The 19,152-nt window shown below is 70.0% G+C and carries 18 protein-coding genes and 1 riboswitch; of the genes, 11 read left to right on the forward strand and 7 right to left on the reverse strand.

From position 1 onward, the window contains the following. Positions 1-3: 3 nt before the first annotated feature. From ASF30_RS21365 to ASF30_RS21375, 3 genes are read right to left on the reverse strand one after another with little or no spacing between them, the layout of a single operon-like run. Positions 4-1,218, reverse strand: a complete 1,215-nt coding sequence (locus ASF30_RS21365) for a low temperature requirement protein A (RefSeq protein WP_055911464.1) — start codon at positions 1,216-1,218, stop codon at positions 4-6. Between the two features lie 57 nt (positions 1,219-1,275). Beyond that, a complete protein-coding gene (locus ASF30_RS21370; protein WP_055911465.1) occupies positions 1,276-2,496 on the reverse strand; it encodes a low temperature requirement protein A in 1,221 nt (406 codons plus the stop codon). A gap of 10 nt (positions 2,497-2,506) precedes the next feature. Then, the gene (locus ASF30_RS21375) at positions 2,507-4,165 is read right to left on the reverse strand and encodes a family 20 glycosylhydrolase (protein WP_235480453.1); all 1,659 of its coding nucleotides are present in this window, start codon (positions 4,163-4,165) and stop codon (positions 2,507-2,509) included. A 117-nt stretch (positions 4,166-4,282) separates the two neighbouring features. Here ASF30_RS21375 and ASF30_RS21380 point away from each other — a divergent pair, with 117 nt between their 5' ends. From ASF30_RS21380 to ASF30_RS21405, 6 genes are all read left to right on the forward strand, one after another. Further along, entirely contained in the window at positions 4,283-5,062 is a 780-nt protein-coding gene (locus ASF30_RS21380; protein WP_157497571.1) for a hypothetical protein, read from the forward strand. A gap of 58 nt (positions 5,063-5,120) precedes the next feature. Then, positions 5,121-5,205: riboswitch (ZMP/ZTP riboswitch) on the forward strand. 38 nt (positions 5,206-5,243) lie between these two features. Then, positions 5,244-6,518, forward strand: a complete 1,275-nt coding sequence (gene glyA / locus ASF30_RS21385) for a serine hydroxymethyltransferase (protein WP_200918508.1) — start codon at positions 5,244-5,246, stop codon at positions 6,516-6,518. Positions 6,519-6,643: 125 nt separating this feature from the next. After that, positions 6,644-7,525, forward strand: a complete 882-nt coding sequence (locus tag ASF30_RS21390; protein ID WP_055911469.1) for a bifunctional methylenetetrahydrofolate dehydrogenase/methenyltetrahydrofolate cyclohydrolase — start codon at positions 6,644-6,646, stop codon at positions 7,523-7,525. Between the two features lie 65 nt (positions 7,526-7,590). Next, the gene (locus ASF30_RS21395; RefSeq protein ID WP_327063160.1) at positions 7,591-8,850 is read left to right on the forward strand and encodes an acylneuraminate cytidylyltransferase; all 1,260 of its coding nucleotides are present in this window, start codon (positions 7,591-7,593) and stop codon (positions 8,848-8,850) included. A 36-nt stretch (positions 8,851-8,886) separates the two neighbouring features. Next, the gene (locus ASF30_RS21400) at positions 8,887-9,762 is read left to right on the forward strand and encodes an N-acetylneuraminate synthase family protein (protein WP_055911473.1); all 876 of its coding nucleotides are present in this window, start codon (positions 8,887-8,889) and stop codon (positions 9,760-9,762) included. Continuing rightward, positions 9,759-11,129 carry a DUF6716 putative glycosyltransferase gene (locus ASF30_RS21405; protein ID WP_157497572.1) on the forward strand — a complete coding sequence of 457 codons (1,371 nt, stop codon included), beginning with the start codon at positions 9,759-9,761 and terminating at the stop codon, positions 11,127-11,129. Before ASF30_RS21400 ends, ASF30_RS21405 begins: the two co-directional genes overlap by 4 nt. Before the next feature lie 13 nt (positions 11,130-11,142). Here the strand turns inward: ASF30_RS21405 and ASF30_RS21410 are convergent, their stop codons facing one another. Further along, positions 11,143-11,679: a gamma carbonic anhydrase family protein gene (locus ASF30_RS21410; RefSeq protein WP_055911478.1), complete on the reverse strand. Its 537-nt coding sequence runs from the start codon at positions 11,677-11,679 to the stop codon at positions 11,143-11,145. A gap of 111 nt (positions 11,680-11,790) precedes the next feature. On the opposite strand from ASF30_RS21410, the gene ASF30_RS21415 reads away from it, so the two are divergent. Further along, complete coding sequence (locus ASF30_RS21415; RefSeq protein WP_055911615.1) at positions 11,791-12,282, forward strand: YbaK/EbsC family protein; 492 nt, start codon at positions 11,791-11,793, stop codon at positions 12,280-12,282. A gap of 47 nt (positions 12,283-12,329) precedes the next feature. On the opposite strand, the gene galK is transcribed toward ASF30_RS21415, so the two are convergent. Both galK and galT read right to left on the reverse strand, forming a co-directional pair. Further along, positions 12,330-13,490 carry a galactokinase gene (galK, locus tag ASF30_RS21420; RefSeq protein ID WP_055911481.1) on the reverse strand — a complete coding sequence of 387 codons (1,161 nt, stop codon included), beginning with the start codon at positions 13,488-13,490 and terminating at the stop codon, positions 12,330-12,332. Beyond that, positions 13,490-14,665, reverse strand: a complete 1,176-nt coding sequence (gene galT, locus ASF30_RS21425; protein WP_055911483.1) for a galactose-1-phosphate uridylyltransferase — start codon at positions 14,663-14,665, stop codon at positions 13,490-13,492. Before galT ends, galK begins: the two co-directional genes overlap by 1 nt. Before the next feature lie 86 nt (positions 14,666-14,751). On the opposite strand from galT, the gene ASF30_RS21430 reads away from it, so the two are divergent. Together ASF30_RS21430 and ASF30_RS21435 are read left to right on the forward strand one after the other, a co-directional pair. Beyond that, positions 14,752-15,603 carry a DeoR/GlpR family DNA-binding transcription regulator gene (locus ASF30_RS21430; RefSeq protein WP_055911486.1) on the forward strand — a complete coding sequence of 284 codons (852 nt, stop codon included), beginning with the start codon at positions 14,752-14,754 and terminating at the stop codon, positions 15,601-15,603. Continuing rightward, positions 15,600-16,523, forward strand: a complete 924-nt coding sequence (locus ASF30_RS21435) for an aldose 1-epimerase family protein (RefSeq protein WP_055911489.1) — start codon at positions 15,600-15,602, stop codon at positions 16,521-16,523. Before ASF30_RS21430 ends, ASF30_RS21435 begins: the two co-directional genes overlap by 4 nt. An 87-nt stretch (positions 16,524-16,610) precedes the next feature. Here the strand turns inward: ASF30_RS21435 and ASF30_RS21440 are convergent, their stop codons facing one another. Beyond that, positions 16,611-17,267, reverse strand: a complete 657-nt coding sequence (locus ASF30_RS21440; protein ID WP_055911494.1) for a fasciclin domain-containing protein — start codon at positions 17,265-17,267, stop codon at positions 16,611-16,613. A 279-nt stretch (positions 17,268-17,546) separates the two neighbouring features. On the opposite strand from ASF30_RS21440, the gene sigK reads away from it, so the two are divergent. Together sigK and ASF30_RS21450 are read left to right on the forward strand one after the other, a co-directional pair. Then, complete coding sequence (gene sigK, locus ASF30_RS21445; protein WP_055911498.1) at positions 17,547-18,140, forward strand: ECF RNA polymerase sigma factor SigK; 594 nt, start codon at positions 17,547-17,549, stop codon at positions 18,138-18,140. Further along, positions 18,137-19,057, forward strand: a complete 921-nt coding sequence (locus tag ASF30_RS21450; protein ID WP_055911501.1) for an anti-sigma factor domain-containing protein — start codon at positions 18,137-18,139, stop codon at positions 19,055-19,057. The genes sigK and ASF30_RS21450 overlap by 4 nt, the downstream gene beginning before the upstream one ends. Positions 19,058-19,152 lie beyond the last annotated feature (95 nt).

Genomic DNA, 19,152 nt, shown 5'->3' on the forward strand with positions numbered 1-19,152 from the left:
TCCTCATTCCAGGCGCAGCGCGTCGGCTCCGACGAGGCGGCGGTAGCGCCACTCGTCGATCACCACGACGACGAGAAGCACAACGTTCACCAGCCAGGTGAGGACGAGCGGATTGACCAGCCCGGCGACGAGGAACACCAGGCCGAGGGCGACGATCCCGAGCAGGTGGGTGAGCAGCCACGGTCCGCCGACCGAGCGCTTGAACAGCGTCGTGCCGAACAGGTAGATGGCGGCGCCTCCGGTGATGACGGCTGCCGTGGCGGCATCCGTCTGTCCGTGATGACCGAACGGATGCGCCAGCACGAGGTCGTCGCCGACGGCTGTGAGCACGATGCCGATCACCATGAGGATGGGGATGTAGGTGTATGTGGCCCTGGCGATGCGGCCGCTGGTCTCGGCCCCGGCTATGTAGGCGGAGCCGCTGCGCTCGCCGTGGGCGAAGTAGAGCAGCCAGAGCAGCACCGTGCCGACGAACGCTGCCAGCAGCGCGGCGAAGCCCTCCCAGGAGACGGGCTGCGCCGAGAACACCGACCCCGTCACGATGATGGACTCGCCGAGGGCGATGATGAAGAACAGGCCGACCCGCTCGGCCATGTGCTCTCCAGACACCTCCCACGTCTCCATCGGCGACTTGCCCATGCCGGGCACCCAGAACCTGGCCGCGGGACCGGTGCACTCGATCGCCAGGGCGATGACCCAGATCCAGATGCGCTGCTCGGGCTCGGCGAAGCCGCCGGTGATCCAGATGGTGCCCGAGACGACGTACCAGATGATGATGCGCACGACGTTGAGGGCGTTGGCGCTCCTGCCCTGCTCGAGGAACGAGAAGAAGGCGAAGGTGGTTCGGCTGAGCTGCATCGCCACGAACGCCGTCGCGAACAGCCAGCCCTTGCCGGCGAAGGCCTCGGGGATGGCGCTCGACATGAGCAGCCCGAACAGCATGAGGACGATGAGCATGCCGCGCACGGCTCCGCGCGCGGGGTTCAGCCAGTTGGCGATCCAGGTGGTGTCCACCCACGCCCACCACACGGCGCCCACGAGGATGAGCACCTCGGCGAAGCGGAGCGGCGTCGGCTCGGCGATGAGGCTGTGCGAGAGCTGCGTGATGGCGAACACGAACACGAGGTCGAAGAACAGCTCGACGAAGGTGACGCGGTGCGACTCCTCGCCCGTGGTGGGGCGCAGGAGGTTGCGGGTGAAGCCCGTGCGTGCTGGCATCCGTCGTCTCGTCTCGTCGGTGTGCTGGTGGGTGCTGTATGCGCAACTGCGCCCAGATTAGCGCCGGGCGGCCCTCTCGACGGCTCTGCGCAGACCACTGCGGTAGCTCCACTCGTCTGCGAGCACGACGACGGCCAGCACGCCGTTCACGGCGAAGCTCAGGCTGACCGGCGTGATGCCGACGCCGACGACACCCAGCACGACGAGCGCGGCGATGGCGGCGAGGTGGGACACCAGCCACGGCATCCCTACGGCGCGCTTGAACAGAAGGTTGCCGAGCACGTAGACGGCCGGGCCCCCGCAGATGAGCCATGCCGTCGACGGATGCTCCATCTCGTGCGGATGCAGGATCACGAGCTCATCGGCCACGGCCGTGAGCACCACGCCGATCACCATCACGACGGGCACGATCGTGTAGGCGTTGCGTGCCACGATGCCCGTCCGCGACGCCTCCTCCATGCGTTCGCGGCCGCCGCGCTCGCCGTGGTTGAAGTACAGCATCCAGAGCAGGACCGAACCGATGAAGGCGGCGGCGTAGCCTCCGATGGCGTCAGGGCTCAGCTCGACTCCGGCGAAGACCGATCCGGTCACGATGATGGACTCGCCGATGGCGATGATGAAGAACAGCCCGACGCGCTCGTTCATGTGCTCGCCGCTGACGTCCCACGTCTCGGCGCGGGTGCCTCCCAGGCCCGGCACGCGGAACCTGACGAGCGGGCCAAGGAAGGCCAGCGCCAGCGCCGCCGTCCAGACCCAGACCCGGGCGTCGGCCGGGCCGAAGCCGCCGAGCAGCCAGAGCAGGCCCGCAGCGCAGGTCCAGACCAGAATGCGCACGAAGTTGCGGGCGTTGTCCGGACGATGGATGCGGAAGGCGACGATGGCGAAGGTGCTGCGCACCAGGCCGACGAGCACGATGCCGACCGCGAACACGGCGCCGCCCGCCGCGCTGTCGAAGGCGTGCGGGAGCGAACTGGAGAGGGTGAGACCGAGTGCCATGAGCACGAGCAGGAGTGCCCGCACCGGCCACTTCTCCGGATTCAGCCAGTTGGTCACCCACGTGGTGTCGACCCAGATCCACCAGATCGCGGCCGTGAGCACCACGGTCTCGAACAGTCCGAGAGGAGTCGGATCGTCGAGGAACAGCGTCGAGAGCTGCGTGAACGCGAAGATGAAGACGACATCGAAGAACACCTCGATGAAGGCGACCCTGTGGGCGGCCTCCCCGTCGTCGGGGCGGAGCACGCCGGGTCCGGCAGCGCGATCGTCGACGGTGTGCACGATCCTCAGGCTACTGGGCGGGCGTCCAGGGGAGGTCGGGCGCGCGGTGGACAGTGATGCCGGCCGCCTCGAGCCTCTCGGAGAAGGCGACGGCCCGGGGTGCGAAGGCCTCGAAGTCGTGCTGGTCGTGCTCCGCCATCGGCGACCAGGCGATCTCCATCACCGAGGCCAGTCGCGGGAACGCCATGTATTCCACATCCTGCATGCGATGCATCGTCTCGGTCCAGATGGGCGCCTCGATGCCGAGGATCTGGTCCTCGTCGACGCCGTCGATGATGCGCGTCGGCTTCCAGCCGTACGACTCGCGCACCGACGTCGGCCCCTCGGCCCAGGCCTGGCCGAACGGGCTCCCCGTCTCGTAGACCATGTCGAGGTAAACGACGTCGGCCGGAGACAGGATGACCTGCCCGCCGTTCTGCACGAAGGTGAGGGTGTCCTCCTCTGCTCCCTCCTGCGGTCGGGTGAAGCTCCAGTACTGCCCGATGGTTCCGGGCGGGAGGTTCTTCGCAGCCCCCATCTCATGCCAGCCGATGATGGTCTTCCCCGTCAGGGCGGCATCAGCCGTCACGCGCTCGATGAACCTCACGAAGTCGGCCTCGGGCGTGGACAGCGACTCGTCCCCGCCGAGGTGGAGGTAGGGCCCCGGCGTCATCGCGGCCACCTGGCGCACGACGTCGGACACGAAGCGGTAGGTCTCCTCGGAGTTGATGCAGACAGTGCTGAAACCGACCTCGATGCCCGTGTAGAGGGCCGGCGCCTGACCGCTGCAGGTGAGCTCGGGGTAGGACGCCAGGGCGGCGTTGGTGTGCCCGGGCAGGTCGATCTCGGGCACGATCGTGATGAATTTCCGCTGGGCGTAGGCCACGAGCTCGGCGTAGTCGGCCTTCGTGTAGAAGCCGCCGCGCTCGTCGTTCACCGAGCTGGTGCCGCCGACCTCGGTGAGCTTCGGCCAGCCGTCGATCTCGATGCGCCAGCCCTGGTCGTCGGTGAGGTGCAGGTGCAGGTGATTGGTCTTGAGCAGGGCGATGTCGTCGATGTAGCGCTTCACGTCGGTGACGTCGAAGAAGTGGCGGGCCACGTCGAGCATGGCTCCGCGGTAGGCGAACCGCGGGTAGTCCTCGATGTCGACGGATGCCGCCAGCCAGCGGGCGCCGAACCCGCCGACCCGCTCACTCGACTCGATGCTCGGCGGGAAGAGCTGGCGGAGGGTCTGGATGCCGCGGAACAGTCCCTCGGCGGTGTCGCCCGTGAGGGCGGCGCCGTGCGCACCGGTGCTCAGGGCGTAGCCCTCCTGCTCGTGGCCGATCGGCGCCGAGCCCGGGGCCACGGTGAGGGCGATGTCGTGGCGCGCGGCATCCGTGGTCGCATCCGTCGTCGCTGCCGATCTCGCGATGACAGGCAGCTCGAAGCCCGTCGACGACCGGAACGCCGATGCGAGCTGCTCGCCGACGGCCTCGGCGCCCGCGCCGTCGACGATGATGCGCGACTCGCCCACGAGCTCGAACGGAGCGCGGTCGCGGGTCGTGAGGGAGACGGGCTGGGGAACGATCTGGGGCATGGTCACCTCGGGTGGTCGCAGGCCGGCGATGGCCGCTGTCGTGCCTGCTGCGGCGGCGAGGACGACGAGGGAGGCGACGACGATCCCCAGGACGGTTCGGCGTCTGGGCATGCCTCTCCTCGGTGGGTCCACGGTGTCCAGCGAGTATGTCAGGACTCCTAACTAATCCGCAACACATCTATTCCACTTCATGCATATCGCCCTAAGCTGACGCCAGGGGGGTGGCGGATGGCGCGCAGGGCGATGGTCGGCATGGTGGTCGTCGGAGCGGCGTTGACAGCGCTGACGGGGTGCACGATGCCGGCGGCGACGCTGCCCGCGGCAGCCGCAGCGGCGGCCGCGCCCGCCGATGGCGCGCCCACCGTGACAGCGTCGCCGGCCGACCTCGAGTGGCACCAGGTCGTCGCGTCCGGGGACTTCGCCACTGCCGACGGTGCGACGCTCGGCCGCATCGAGATCGTCGTGGGGGAGCACGGGCGCTTCGACGCCCGGGTGAGCGGGTGGAACGCGGACCTGCCGGCGCAGACCGGGCTCACCCTGCACCCTGACCCGGTGCCGTTCGACTCCTGCCCCGACACGGGCTTCGCGCTGGGACTGGGCGATCTCGCCGGCCAGCCGACGCAGTACTTCACGATCGGCACGATGGGATCGGGAGATCCCAGCTTCCTCGAATCGGCCGTGCTGTCGACATTCCCCGCCGGCGGCTCCGACTGCATGCGTCCGGTGAGCGCTGTCGCCGCGCTGACGTGGAGCATTCCCGACAGGCGGCCGGGGCTGCGCGTCGTCGACTCGGGTGCGGCGACCGCGGCGGCGGGTGATGCGACCCTCGTCGACGGCGCACCGACGTCCTATCTCGTGCACGGCGACGACACCTTCGGAGCCATCGCCGAGCGCTTCGGAATCACGACGAGCGACCTGCAGTACCTGAACCCCACCCGCACGACGCCGGGACCGTCGGACCAGGCGTACGCCGGCGAGACGCTGAACCTGTCGCGGGCGTTGCGCTGAGCCGGTCGCGTCGGCATGCTGCATCCGCTCTCCCGGATGACTGATGCGGCTGCTACTCTGTTCGGGTCGCAACTGGCGTTCGGATGGGTGACCATCGGGGAGCGATGAGAATCGGTTGGTGGCCGTTCGCCTGGGCCACGACACGAACCCCTTAGTTCACCGATTCCGCAAGGAGACGCCAGTGTCAGATTCTGTCTTTAACGCCCCGCTGTCCGAGGTCGATCCCGAGATCGCCGAGGTGCTCGAGCTGGAGCTCGGTCGTCAGCGCGACTACCTCGAGATGATCGCGAGCGAGAACTTCGTTCCGGTCTCCGTGCTGCAGTCGCAGGGGTCGGTGCTCACCAACAAGTATGCGGAGGGCTACCCCGGCCGTCGCTACTACGGCGGCTGCGAGTACGTCGACATCGCCGAGTCCCTCGCCATCGAGCGTGCCAAGAGCCTGTTCGGCGCGGAGTACGCCAACGTGCAGCCGCACTCCGGCGCCACGGCGAACGCTGCCGTGCTCTCGGCGATCGCCACTCCCGGCGACACCATCCTCGGCCTCGAGCTGGCCCACGGCGGTCACCTCACGCACGGCATGAAGCTCAACTTCTCGGGCAAGCTCTACAACGCTGTGTCCTACGGCGTCGACCCCGAGACCTTCCTCGTCGACATGGACGTCGTGCGCGACAAGGCCCTCGAGCACCGCCCGCAGGTCATCATCGCCGGCTGGAGCGCCTACCCCCGCCACCTCGACTTCGCCGCCTTCCGTGCCATCGCCGACGAGGTGGGCGCCAAGCTCTGGGTCGACATGGCGCACTTCGCCGGTCTCGTGGCGGCCGGCCTGCACCCGTCGCCCGTCCCGTACGCGGATGTCGTCTCGTCAACGGTGCACAAGACCATCGGCGGACCCCGCTCCGGCTTCATCCTGTCGCGCGACATGGAGCTGGCCAAGAAGCTCAACTCCAACGTCTTCCCCGGCCAGCAGGGCGGACCGCTCATGCACGTCATCGCGGCCAAGGCCACGGCGTTCAAGATCGCGGCGTCCGAGGACTTCAAGGACCGCCAGGCCCGCACCATCCGTGGAGCGCAGATCCTCGCCGAGCGCCTCACCGCAGACGACTCGCGCGCCGGCGGCGTCGACGTGCTGACCGGGGGAACGGATGTGCACCTGGTGCTCGCCGACCTCCGCAACTCGCCCCTCGACGGCCAGCAGGCCGAGGACCTCCTGCACGAGGTGCTCATCACGGTCAACCGCAACGCCGTCCCGTTCGACCCGCGTCCGCCGATGGTGACCTCGGGTCTGCGCATCGGGACGCCCGCCCTCGCCACCCGCGGCTTCGGCGACGCCGAGTTCGTCGAGGTCGCCGACATCATCGCCGAGACCCTCAAGCCCGGCGCCGACGTCGCCGGCCTGCGCGAGCGGGTGACCAGGCTCACCTCGGTCTTCCCGCTCTACCCGGGCCTCCAGCAGTAATTCCGACACCCCTCCCGGAAGCGGATGGATCCCGCGACGCGCCGCCGGCTCACGTCGGGCAGCGTCGGGTCGCGGCCTCGGTCCGCATCCGGGCAGAGAGCACGTACTGGTCGAAAGGAACTCCCATGACCGCAGTCAGGCTGGACGGCGTCGCGACGGCGACCACGATCAAGGGCGAGCTCGCAGCGCGCATCACCGGGCTGCGAGCCCAGGGGATCGTGCCGGGCCTCGGCACTCTCCTCGTCGGCGACGACCCGGGTTCGCGCTCGTACGTGGCGGGCAAGCACCGCGACTGCGCCGAGGTCGGGATCGAGTCGATCCGCGTCGACCTGCCCGCCACGGCGAGTCAGGCCGACGTGCTCGCGGCGATCTCCGATCTCAACTCCGCCCGTGAGGTGACCAGTTACATCGTGCAGCTGCCGCTGCCGAAGGGGCTCGACGAGCACGCCGCACTCGAGGCCATCGACCCGTCGAAGGACGCCGACGGCTTGCATCCCACCAACCTCGGGCGCCTGGTGCTCGGCATCGAGGGCGAGCTGCACTCGCCGCTGCCGTGCACCCCCGCCGGCATCGTCGAGCTCCTGCAGCGCTACGACGTCCCGATCTCCGGCAAGCACGTCACAGTCATCGGCCGCGGCCTCACCGTCGGCCGCCCGCTCGGCCTGCTGTTCACCCGCAAGGGGCTCGACGCCACCGTCACGCTCACCCATTCCCGCACTGCCGACCTGGCGGCAGAGGTCCGCCGTGCCGACATTGTCGTCGCCGCCGTGGGAGTCGCCCACCTCGTGCAGGCCGACTGGGTGAAGCCCGGCGCCGCCGTGCTCGACGTCGGCATCACCCGCGTGGAGGACCCGGCCACGGGCAAGGGCAGGCTCACCGGCGACGTGCATCCGTCCGTCGCCGACGTGGCCGGCTTCCTCTCGCCGAACCCCGGCGGCGTGGGACCGATGACTCGCGCCATGCTGCTCTCGAACGTCGTGAAGGCCGCGGAACTCTCGCTGCGCTGAGTCGCGACCTGCCCCGTTCACCTCCCGATCACGGGCAGGCCACCTCGGGCGCCTAGCCTCGCGGCATGACCGAATCCGAGCGATCGCCCCGAGGATCCCGCGTCGCGGTCGGTGTGAGCCCGGATGCCGGTTCCGCCATGGTCGCCGATCGGGTCGTGGCCGTCATCCCCGCGCGTGCAGGCTCGAAAGGCCTGCCCGGCAAGAACTCGCTCCCGGTGGGAGGCGTGCCGCTGATCGTGCGCGCCGTGCGATCAGCCCTCGCCGCGTCGTCGATAGACCGCGTCGTGGTGACGACCGACGGCGATGAGATCGCGTCCCTCGCCCGAGCCGCCGGAGCCGACGTCGTTCGCCGCCCGCAGGAGCTGGCCGGCGACACGGCCAGTTCCGAAGCGGCGCTCCTGCACGCCCTCGACGCTCTCGAGACGGCGAGCGGCGCGGCGCCCGAGCTCACGGTCTTCCTGCAGGCCACGTCTCCGTTCATCGACCCCGTCGACCTCGACGCCGCCGTGCGCACAGTGCTCGAGCGTGAGGCCGACGTCGTGTTCTCCGCCGTCGAAAGCCACGCCTTCCTCTGGCGGGCCGAGCGCAGGGGAGGCGGAGCCGTCGAGGGAGTGAACCACACAGCAGCCGTGCGGCCTCGTCGCCAGGATCGCGACGTCGAGTTCCGCGAGACCGGCGCCTTCTACGTGCTGCGCACCGACGGGTTCAGGGCAGCCGGACACCGCTTCTTCGGCCGCGTCGCCGTGCGCCTGGTGCCCGACGCGCACGCGATCGAGATCGACACGGCGGCCGACCTCGAGCTGAGCGGGGCCATTGCCCGCATCGTCGACGCGTCGCGGCATCCGTTCGTCGATGTCGACGCCGTCGTCACGGACTTCGACGGCGTGCACACCGATGACACCGCCGCCGTCGACACCCTCGGACGCGAATCCGTGCGGGTGAGCCGCCGTGACGGGCACGGGGTGCGCCGGCTCCGCGAGGCGGGGCTGCCGATCCTGATCCTCTCCGCGGAGACGAACCCCGTCGTGGCCGCCCGCGCCGAGAAGCTGCGGGTGGAGGTCGCCCACGGCATCGACGACAAGGCCGCAGCGCTCGTCGCCTGGGCCGAGCGCGTCGGCGTTCCGCTCGAGCGCATCGCCTACCTCGGCAACGACCTCGCCGACCTGCCCTGCCTCGCCATCGTGGGGTGGCCGGTGGCCGTCGCCGACGCCGATCCACTGGTGCTGGATGCCGCCCGCCTGGTGCTCGAGCGCCGGGGCGGAGACGGGGCGGTCCGCGAGCTCGCCGACCTCATCATGACGACCCGCACCGCGGGTGGGAACTGACCACCCGCGGTGCGGGTCAAACGAAGGAGAGAACACATGTCGGTGCGCATCGGGCGATCGATCGTCGGCACGGGGAACCCCGTGTACGTCATCGGCGAGATCGGGCTGAACCACAACGGCTCGGTCGATCTCGCCAAGGAGCTCATCGACGTCGCCGTGGAAGCCGGAGCCCAGGCCGTGAAGTTCCAGAAGCGCACGCCGGAGATCTCGACGCCGGAGCACATGAAGGACGTCATGCGCGAGACGCCCTGGGGCACGATGACCTACCTCGACTACCGCCGTCGGGTGGAGTTCGACCGCGACCAGTACATCGAGCTGGCCGACTACGCCTACCTCCGGGGCGTCGACTGGTTCGCCTCGCCGTGGGACGTGCCGTCGGTCGCCTTCCTCGAGGACCTGAACCCCGTCGCCCACAAGGTGGCCTCGGCGTCGGTCACCGACCTCGAACTGCTCTGGGCGCTGCGCGCGACGGGTCGGCCGATCATCCTGTCGACGGGCATGTCCACGCTCGATGAGATCGACACCGCTGTCGACGTGCTGGGAACCGAGCGCCTGATCATGATGCACGCGACGTCGAGCTATCCGATGCCGACCGAGGAGGCGAACATCAGCGTCATCCGCACGCTGCAGCGTCGCTATCCGGTGGTTCCCATCGGCTACTCGGGGCACGAGCGCGGCCTGCAGATCTCGCTCGCCGCCGTCGCCCTCGGCGCTGTCGCTGTCGAGCGTCACATCACCCTCGACCGCACCATGTGGGGCTCCGACCACGCGGCATCCCTCGAGCCGCAGGGCTTCACCCACCTGATCCGCGACATCCGCATCATCAGCGAGGCCATGGGCGACGGCGAGAAGCGGGTCTTCCCCGGCGAGGAGGCACCGAAGGCGAAGCTGCGGCGGGTGCACGCGTCGTGAGGCCTGTCGGCGCCCGACGGATGCTGGTGGTCGGCGACTCCGACTCCTACGTGAAGTGGGGCGCCGCGCTGGCGTCGCGCCTTCCGGCGGACTGGGCGGTGGAGATCATCGTGATCGCCTCCCCGGTGCAGCCGAGCGCACGCCAGCTGCAGCACGCCCTCGCCGGATCGGCGTTCACGATCGGACAGGTGCGGGTACGCCGGCTGTCGGACCTCGCCAGGATCGTCGCCGAGCTCCGCCCCGATGCCATGCTGCTGGCGTTGCGTGGGCCGATGGTGCGGGTGGTCGTCCGCGCGATCGACGGCGTCCCGAACCGCCCGGTGCTGGTCAGCGGATTTCCCGGCATCACCATCCCGGCCGTCGACAAGGCGATCGTCTATCGCGAGCAGACCGACCTCATCGTGCTGCACAGCAGGCGCGAGGTGCGCGACTTCACTCGCAACGCCGAACGCCTGTCCGTCGCCATCGAGCTCGGCCTGGCCACTCTGCCGTTCCTGTCCCGGCCGATGGGCGAATCCGCGCCGACCGAACCCGGGCGGGCAGCCGAGCCCGCGACGGCACCGGACTCGATCGTGTTCGCAGCCCAGGCGATCGTGCCGCGGCAGCGCGAGCAGCGGGTCGCCCTGCTGGGCTGGCTGCTGGCCACGGCACGCGCCCATCCGGGACTCCGCGTCGTCGTGAAGGTGCGCGCGCGGGCCGGAGAGGCCCAGACTCACGCCGAGGCCTTCGACTTCGCCGATCTCCTCGCCGACCCCGAGGTGAACCGCGGCGGCGCCCTTCCCGGAAACCTCGTCGTCGAGGACGGTCCGATGACCGACCACCTGTCCCGCGCCGTCGCCCTCGTCACGATCAGTTCGACTGCCGCGCTCGAAGCCGTCGCCGCCGACATCCCCGTCCTGCTCCTCGACGACTTCGGGATCGAACCGAAGCTCATCAACACCGTCTTCGTCGACAGCGGCCTGTTCGGCGACGAGCGCGACCTGGTGGCCGGCGCCTTCCGCCGACCCCGAGCCGAGTGGCTGGCCGACAACTACTTCCACGGGCCGGAGGCCGACGACTGGGCTCAGCAGGTCCAGCGGCTCGTCGCCCGACGCGACGCGGCCCCGCTCCAGCTCGCGCCTCAGCGCCACAACCTGCGCGGCGGCCGGATGCGTCGGGCGTGGGATCGCAAGCGGATGCTCGGCTCCTTCGACCGCACGGCTTCGGGTTACCTCGCCATGGTCGTCGCCGTGCCGGCGCTCTGGGTTCTCCGTCGGGCGCGTCGGCTGGTGCGGATGCTCGTGCCGGAGCCGGCGACGGTGTCCCTGGGCCGCGACTCGCGTTCAGCCGAGCAGACCGTGGCTACCGGGGAGTCGGCGCTCCGCTGAAGCCGACGGCACGTCAGTCGACAGGGCTGCTGTGCTCGGCGACGTGGCGCAGGTAGTGGTCGGCGTTCGTGCGGATGGCCTCGCGTTCGGCATCCGTCAGCTCCCGACGGACCTTGGCCGGCACCCCGGCGACGAGGGAGCCCGGCGGCACCTCGGTACCCTCGAGCACCACCGCACCCGCGGCCACGAGCGAGCCGGCACCGACCACGGCGCCGTTCAGAACGGTGGCCCCCATGCCGACGAGGCTGTCGTCGCCGATGGTGCAGCCGTGCAGGACCGCGCCGTGACCGACGGACACGTTCGAACCGATGGTGAGCGGGAAGCCGGAGTCGACGTGGCAGACGACGGTGTCCTGCAGGTTGGAGCCCGAGCCGAGCACGATGGGGGCGGCCTCGGCGCGCAGGACGGCGTTGTACCAGACGCTCGAGTCCTCGAGCAGGGTCACGTCGCCGACGATGACGGCGCCAGCGGCCACGAAGGCGCTCTCGGCGATGACGGGGCGGCCGATGCCGGCCAGCTCTCGGATGACGGCGCGCTCATCGATGCTCACGCCCCCACCCTATCGACGCGAGTCGCCCGTCTTCGTCGCCTCCGGCTGGCGATGGGAGCACGGATGCGACGAGTTTGGGCGGCTCGGTGCGTGCGCTCTAGGGTGGCGACCATGGTCGACACCTCCCACCCCGCTGTCGAGCGCGTGCGCGCCGCCCTCGCCGAGCATGGCATCACGCCCGACATCACCTGGTTCGAGGTGGCGACGCCGACGGCGCAGGCCGCGGCGGAGGCCATCGGAACCACGGTGGGGGCCATAGCGAACTCCCTGGTCTTCACCCTCGACGGCGAGCCGCTGCTCGTGCTCACGTCGGGAGCGCACAGGGTCGACACCGACTGGCTCGGAGCCCGGCTCGGCGGCACCATCGCCCGCGCCAGCAAGGAGCAGGTGAAGGAGGCGACGGGGCAGACCATCGGCGGGGTCGCTCCCGTCGGGCATCCGGCTCCCGTGCGCACAGTGGTCGACACGGCGCTCGCCGACTACGACACGGTCTGGGCCGCGGCCGGGCACGCTCACACCGTCTTCCCGACGACCTTCGCCGAGCTGGTCCGCATCACCGGCGGGGAGCCGTCGGCGGTGGTGGGGGAGGACCCCGCCCGCTGAGGACCGCGGCCCTGAGGACTGCGGCCCTGGGCACTGCGGAGGGAGCGCTACTCCTCCCGCGACGCCCCCTGCGCTGCCCGCACCGTGAAGAGCTCTGGCGTGCCGAAGCCGGCGGCGTCGAAGGCCGCCAGCACTGCTGCGCGCACGGCGGGGAGATCGGCATCCGCCACCAGGGCGATGGCCGATCCGCCGAAGCCGCCGCCGGTCATGCGCGCACCGATGGCCCCGGCTGACCGCGACGCCTCGACCGCGAGGTCGAGTTCGGGGGTGGAGATCTCGAAGTCGTCGCGCATCGACGCGTGCGAGGCGTCGAGCAGGGAGCCGATGGCGCGCGGCCCGTCGGAGCGCAGGGTGCGAACCGTGTCGAGCACGCGCTGGTTCTCGGTGACGATGTGGCGCACACGTCGGAAGGTCTCGTCGTCGAGGAGTTCGGCGGCCTCGGCGAGGTCCGACATCTGCACGTCGCGCAGGGTCTCGGCGCCCAGGGCCTTCGCGCCGGCCTCGCACGATGCACGGCGGGCCGCGTAGCCGCCTGTCGCGTGAGCGTGGCTGACCTTGGTGTCGATCACGAGCACCTCGAGGCCGGCCGCGTCGAAGCCGAGGGGGATCACCTCGGAGACGAAGGAGCGGCAGTCGAGGAAGACGCCCGCATCGGTGCGGCCGAGCAGCGACGCCGACTGGTCCATGATCCCCGTCGGGGCTCCGACCACGCGGTTCTCGGCCAGCTGGCCGACCTTGGCGAGGGTGTGGTGGTCGAGGTCGAGCCGCCAGAGGTCGGACAGCGCCACGGCCATGGCGCTCTCGATGGCCGCCGACGACGACAGTCCCGCTCCGACGGGGACGTCGGAGTCGAGGAAGACGTCCGCGCCGGTGAGCGAGCCCAACGGTGCGCCGAACTGGCCGAGGGCCCAAGCCACACCGAGCGGGTACGCTGACCAGCCGTGCAGGGCCTCGGGGGCGAGGTCGTCGAGCGAGATCGAGACGGGTTCGGCCGCGAAGGAGGAGGCGACGCGCAGGATGCGGTCCTCCCGAGGCGCGAGCGCCAGCACGGTGCGGCGGTTGATCGCGAAGGGGAACACGAAGCCGGCGTTGTAGTCGGTGTGCTCCCCGATGAGGTTGACCCGTCCCGGAGCCGACCACACGCCGGCCGGACGCCGCCCGTACAGCTCGGTGAAGTGTCCCGTCACGCGGGTGTGCAGGTCGGCCATCAGTTCTCTTCCTGGTGCTGTGCGTCGATCGGGCTGGCTGCATCGGCTCTGGCGATGGCCTCGCGGATGCTCTGCGCCTGCTGCTCCGGTGTCACGTCGCCGATCCAGGCGCCCATGGCGGCCTCGGATCCGGCGAGGAACTTGAGTTTATCGGCCGCGCGTCGCGGGCTCGTCACCTGCAGCATCAGGCGGATGTCATCGCGGCCGACGTTCACCGGCGCCTGGTGCCAGGCGGCGATGTAGGGCGTCGGCGTTTCGTACAGGGCGTCGATCCCGCGCAGCAGCCGGAGGTAGAGGCGTGCCAGCTCGTCGCGTTCGGCCAGCGTCGTGGCGGCGAAGTCGGGCACGTGGCGGTGGGGGAGCAGGTGCACCTCGATGGGCCAGCGCGCCGCGAACGGCACGAAAGCGGTCCAGTGCTCGCCGCGCAGCAGCATCCGCTCGCCCGCTTGCTCGCTCGCGAGCAGATCGGAGAACAGACCGGGGCCGTAGCGCTCGATCGATTCGAGCAGGCGCGTCGTGCGGGGAGTGACGTAGGGGTACGAGTAGATCTGGCCGTGCGGATGCTGCAGGGTGACGCCGATGGCCTCACCGCGGTTCTCGAACGGGAACACCTGCTCGATGCCGGGCAGAGCCGACAGCGCGGCCGTGCGGTCGGCCCACGCCTCGATCACCGTGCGGGCGCGCGAGACGCTCTGGGTGCCGAAGGATCCGGCGTGCTCGGGGCTGAAACACACCACCTCGCAGCGGCCGATCGACGTGCGGGTGCGGCCGATGCCGACGGCGGAGAGCTCGGCGAGGGCTTCGGGGCCGGCATCCGTCACCGCGGCGAGTTCGGGTCCGAACGACGGCGACTTGTTCTCGAACACGGCGACGTCGTAGGTGCTCGGGATCTCCGACGGGTTGCCGGGCTTCTGCGGGGCGAGCGGGTCGAGGTCGGCCGGTGGCAGGAACACGCGGTTCTGGCGGGCGGCCGCGATGGAGATCCATTCGCCGGTGAGGGCGTCCTGGCGCATCGTCGCCGTCGCCGGCCGCGGGTCGAGCTCGCGCAGGTCGGGGGCGCGCTCCGGGGAGAGAGTGGTGTCGGCGTCGTCGAAGTAGATGAGTGCGCGGCCGTCGGCGAGGGTGTGCTCGAGGCGACGGATGCTGGGATCGGCTGTGAAGGTGGGCTCGGTCATGACAGGTTCACGATACGCGGCTTGCGTTTACGAAACAAGTTGATTTGGGAATTGCAAAGGTAAACGAAAGTGATCAGAATGGGCAGATGACGTCGACGGATCGCGACCCCGGGAACTCGGTGCCCGCCGGCATCAGGCGCGACCGCACGGCAGCCCTGGTGGCGGATCGCGGATTCGTGCGGGTGCGCGACCTCGCCGTCGCCTTCGGAGTCACCGACGTGACGGCCCGAGCCGATCTCGACCTGCTCGAACGTGACGGCCTCATCCGCCGCGTGCACGGTGGCGCGGTGCCGGCGGGCGACCCCGCGGCCACGGCCGTCGCCCGCCGGCCGGAACGGGAGCCGAGCTTCGAGGAGGCCCTCTCCGCCTCGGCCGGGCCCAAGGAGTCCATCGGCGAGGCCGCCGCCGCTCTCGTGAGCAGCGGCCAGAGCGTCATCCTCGATGTGGGAACGACCACGCTGCAGGTCGCCCGCTCGCTGCGCGCCCGCCGCGACCTCGACGACGTGACGATCTTCACGAACGGCCTGAGCATCGCCCTCGAGCTCGAGAGCGTCATCCCGCGGTTCACCGTCGTGCTCACGGGCGGCACGCTGCGTCCGCGTCAGCACTCCCTCGTCGATCCGCTGGCCCGCGGCATCCTCGACGAGCTCCATGCCGACATCGCGTTCATCGGCTGCAACGGCGTCGACGTCGAACGCGGTGTCACCAATGCCAACCTGCCCGAGGCTGCCGTGAAGATCGCGATGATCCGGGCGGCGGCACGAGCCGTGGTCGTGGCCGATTCGTCCAAGCTCGGAGAGGTGCACCTGGCCCGCATCTCCCGTCTCGACGAGGTCGACATCCTGGTGACGGATGCCGCAGCCCCAGCGCTGCTCATCGGCGAGTTCGAGCAGGCGGGTCTCACCGTGCTGCCCGCCGGCTCTAGGCTCTCTCCATGACCTTTCCCACCGGTGAGCAATACGAGCTGCAGACGAGGACCGCGAGTGGAGAGCTGCGCGCGACCATCACGGGCCTCGCAGCCGCCATCCGTCATCTGAGCATCGACGGGATCGACCTCGTCGAGACCTACGGCGAGGAGTCCTCGCCGCCCTACGCCGCCGGCATCGTGCTGGTGCCGTGGCCCAACCGCATCCGCGACGGGCGTTGGGAGCACGAGGGCGTCGAGCGCCAGCTCGACGTCACCGAGCCCGCGCTGAACAACGCCATCCACGGGCTGCTGCGGTTCACCGAGTACAGCGAGGTCGACCGCACGCAGGACTCCGTCACCCTGGCGGCGACGGTGTATCCGCAGCACGGCTACCCCTACCTGCTCGAGACCGCCGTGCACTACGAACTCGTCTCCGACGGGCTCAAGGTCACGCACTACCTCCGCAACCTCGGACACGAGTCGGCGCCGGTCGCCGTGGGAACGCATCCGTTCCTGCGCATCGGAGACGTGCCCACCGAATCGCTCACCCTGCAGCTCTCGGCCGCGAGCCACATCGAGGTCGACGACAGGCTCCTGCCGACGTCCGAGGTTCCCGTCGAGGGCACCGAGTGGGACCTGCGCGACCCACGCCCCGTGAGCGAGCTGCAGCTCGACGACGCGTGGGGCGAGGCCTTCGCCACGGATGGCGAGGTCGTGCACACACTCACCGCGCCTGACGGTCGCACGGTGTCGATGTGGGCTGAGCCGGAGTTCGGCTTCGTCCAGGTCTTCACCACCCGCCAGTTCCCGGGCCGCGACGGCGACGCCGCCATCGCGATCGAGCCCATGACGGCGCCGGCCGATGCCTTCAACTCGGGCAAGGGCCTGCGCTGGCTGGCGCCGGGCGACGAGTGGGAGATCAGCTGGGGCATCCGCTTCGGCGGCTTCTAGTCCTCACGCCCGCCCGGCTCGGCGAGCGAGGTGACGACGAACGGCCCGCCTCCACTGGAGACGGGCCGTTCCCTCTTCACCGGGTCATCAGGCCGGCGGCATCAGCACGGAGTCGATGAGGTACACCGTGGCGTTGGCGGTGTGGACTCCACCGCAGATGACCTTGGCGCCGTTGACCATGAGGTCGTCGCCGCTGCCGGTGACCTCGACGTCTCCGCCCTCGACCGTGGTGTGGGTTCCGACGATGTCAGCCGGAGCGACCTGGCCGGGGACCACGTGGTAGGTGAGGATCTTGGTCAGGGTGTCCGAGTCCGTCTTCAGCGATTCGATCGTGGCGGGATCGATCTTGGCGAAGGCGTCGTCGACGGGGGCGAAGACGGTGAACTCGCTGCCGTTCAGGGTGTCGACGAGGTTGACGTCGGGGTTGAGGCCGCCCGAGACCGCGGCGGTGAGAGTTGTCAGCACCGGGTTGTTCGAGGCGGCGACGGCCACGGGGTCCTCAGCCATTCCGGCGACGGAGCCGGCGCCGTCCGGAACCTGCTCGGCATAGGCGGCGCATCCGGGGCCGACGAGGTCGGCTGCCGGGTCCATCGCCTCGGGGGTGGTGGTCATGGGGGCCTCGTCGCTGGGGCTGCTCGACGACGCGGTGTCATCGGAGCCGCTGCTCATGGAACAACCGGTGAGGCCGAGGGCCGCGATGCCCACGATCGAGAGTGCTGCGAGTGAGGTACGTGTGAGTCGCATGGATCTTCTCCTTGGAATCTGTGGCCGGGTTCGGCCGGCTCCACGTGCTGTGGTGCCTTCAGGAGGGCATTCGGAACCTGCCCGGCGGGCGGATTGGAGATTCCTCGGAAACCTTCGGATGCTGGGAATCCCGTGTGTCCGAGGCTCCGGTGCATCCGATCGACCTCCGCGTTGAGAAGAAGGCGGAGGCTTCCGGATGCTCCGACGCGGCGGCAGCGGCATCCGATGAACCTGCACTATCCGGGCAATCCGCAACAGGCTTCACGCCGAACACCTGACATGCTTGTTCTCGTGCCGCGAGAGACAGACGACATCGGGATTCCGGCCGTCGTCACACTGGAAGAGCTGCTGGACCGTGTCGCCACGGGTGACCAGGGTGCTTTCAGCGAGCTCTACGACGCCGTGTCGGCGCGACTGTTCGGACTCGTCCGACGGCTCGTGGTCGATCCGGCTCAATCGGAGGAGGTGACGCAGGAGGTGTTCCTCGAGATCTGGCAGTCGGCGGCGCGCTTCCAGCCCGAACGCGGAAGCGCACTCTCCTGGATGTTCACCCTCGCCCACCGTCGCGCCGTCGACCGCATCCGCTCCTCCCAGGCATCGCGCGACCGCGACACCAGGATCGGCATCCGGGACATCCCCATCGACACGGATGTCGTCTCCGAGGCCGCCGAGCTGCGGGTGGAGAACGAGCGGGTGCGCCGAGCACTCGGCGAGCTCACCGAGGTGCAACGCCAGGCCGTCTCCCTCGCCTACTACAGCGGCTTCTCGCATAGCGAGATCGCCGATGAACTGAGCGTGCCGATCGGCACGGTCAAGACTCGAATACGCGACGGAATGATCCGTCTGAGAGACGCACTGGGGGTGACGGCATGAGCGAACAGGACAAGCGCCCGATGGGCGACGAGCACGCCTTGAGCGGCTCCTACGCGCTCGACGCCGTGGACGCCGACGAGCGGGCACGGTACGAGCAGGCGCTCGCCGGATCCGAGCAGCTCCGCGAGGAGGCGGCAGGCCTCGCCGACACCGCTGCCCTCCTGGGGTCGAGTGTGGCTCCGGTCACCCCGCCGCCGGCCCTGAAGGACAGCATCATGGCGAAGCTGGCCGGCGTGCCCCAGCTCCCGGCGGCTGAGAGTGCGACAACGGTTCCGAGGCAGCCCGAGGCGCCGAGCACGTCGATCACGCCCGACCCGGCTCCGCTCGGGACGGATGCCTCCTCCGACGCCGCCGCGGCGACGACTGTCGCAGCCGAGCCGTCCGGGGAGCGCTCAGGGTCCACATCAACCGCATCAGCCACGTCGACCGGCCCCGCCGAGTCCGCGGCCCGACGACGCTGGTTCTCACGGCCCGGCGCCTACATCGGCGCCGCCGCTGCGGCCGTCGTGCTCATCGCCGTTGTCATCGTCGGCGTGAACTACCCCGGGCCCAACGGATGGGGCGCTCAGCGTGAGCTCGCGACGATCTCAGCGGCATCGGATGCCCAGCAGGCGACGGCCGAGGTCTCCGGCGGCGGCACGGTCACCCTCACCTGGTCCGAGGAACTGGGGCAGTCGGCCGTGAGCGTCGACGGCATGCCCGCCCTCACCGAGGAGCAGACGTATCAGCTCTGGTACATCGACAGCGAGGCGGCCCATCCGGCCGGCACCTTCACCGTGGGTGCCGACGGCACGACGTGGCGGGTGCTCGACGGTGCCATGGCCGCCGGCGATTCCGTCGGCGTCACCGTCGAGCCGGCCGGCGGATCACCGCAGCCGACGACGACGCCCGTCGTGGTCGTGCCGACCACGGTCTAGCCCGCCCCCGACGTCTCCGACGGCATCAGCGATGCCGGCGAAACAGGACGAGCACGACGAAGCGGCCAGTGCTGGCGCCGTCGTCGTGCTCGACC

It is taken from the genome of Leifsonia sp. Leaf264 (genome assembly GCF_001422325.1).
In the GTDB taxonomy this organism is placed as follows: domain Bacteria; phylum Actinomycetota; class Actinomycetes; order Actinomycetales; family Microbacteriaceae; genus Orlajensenia.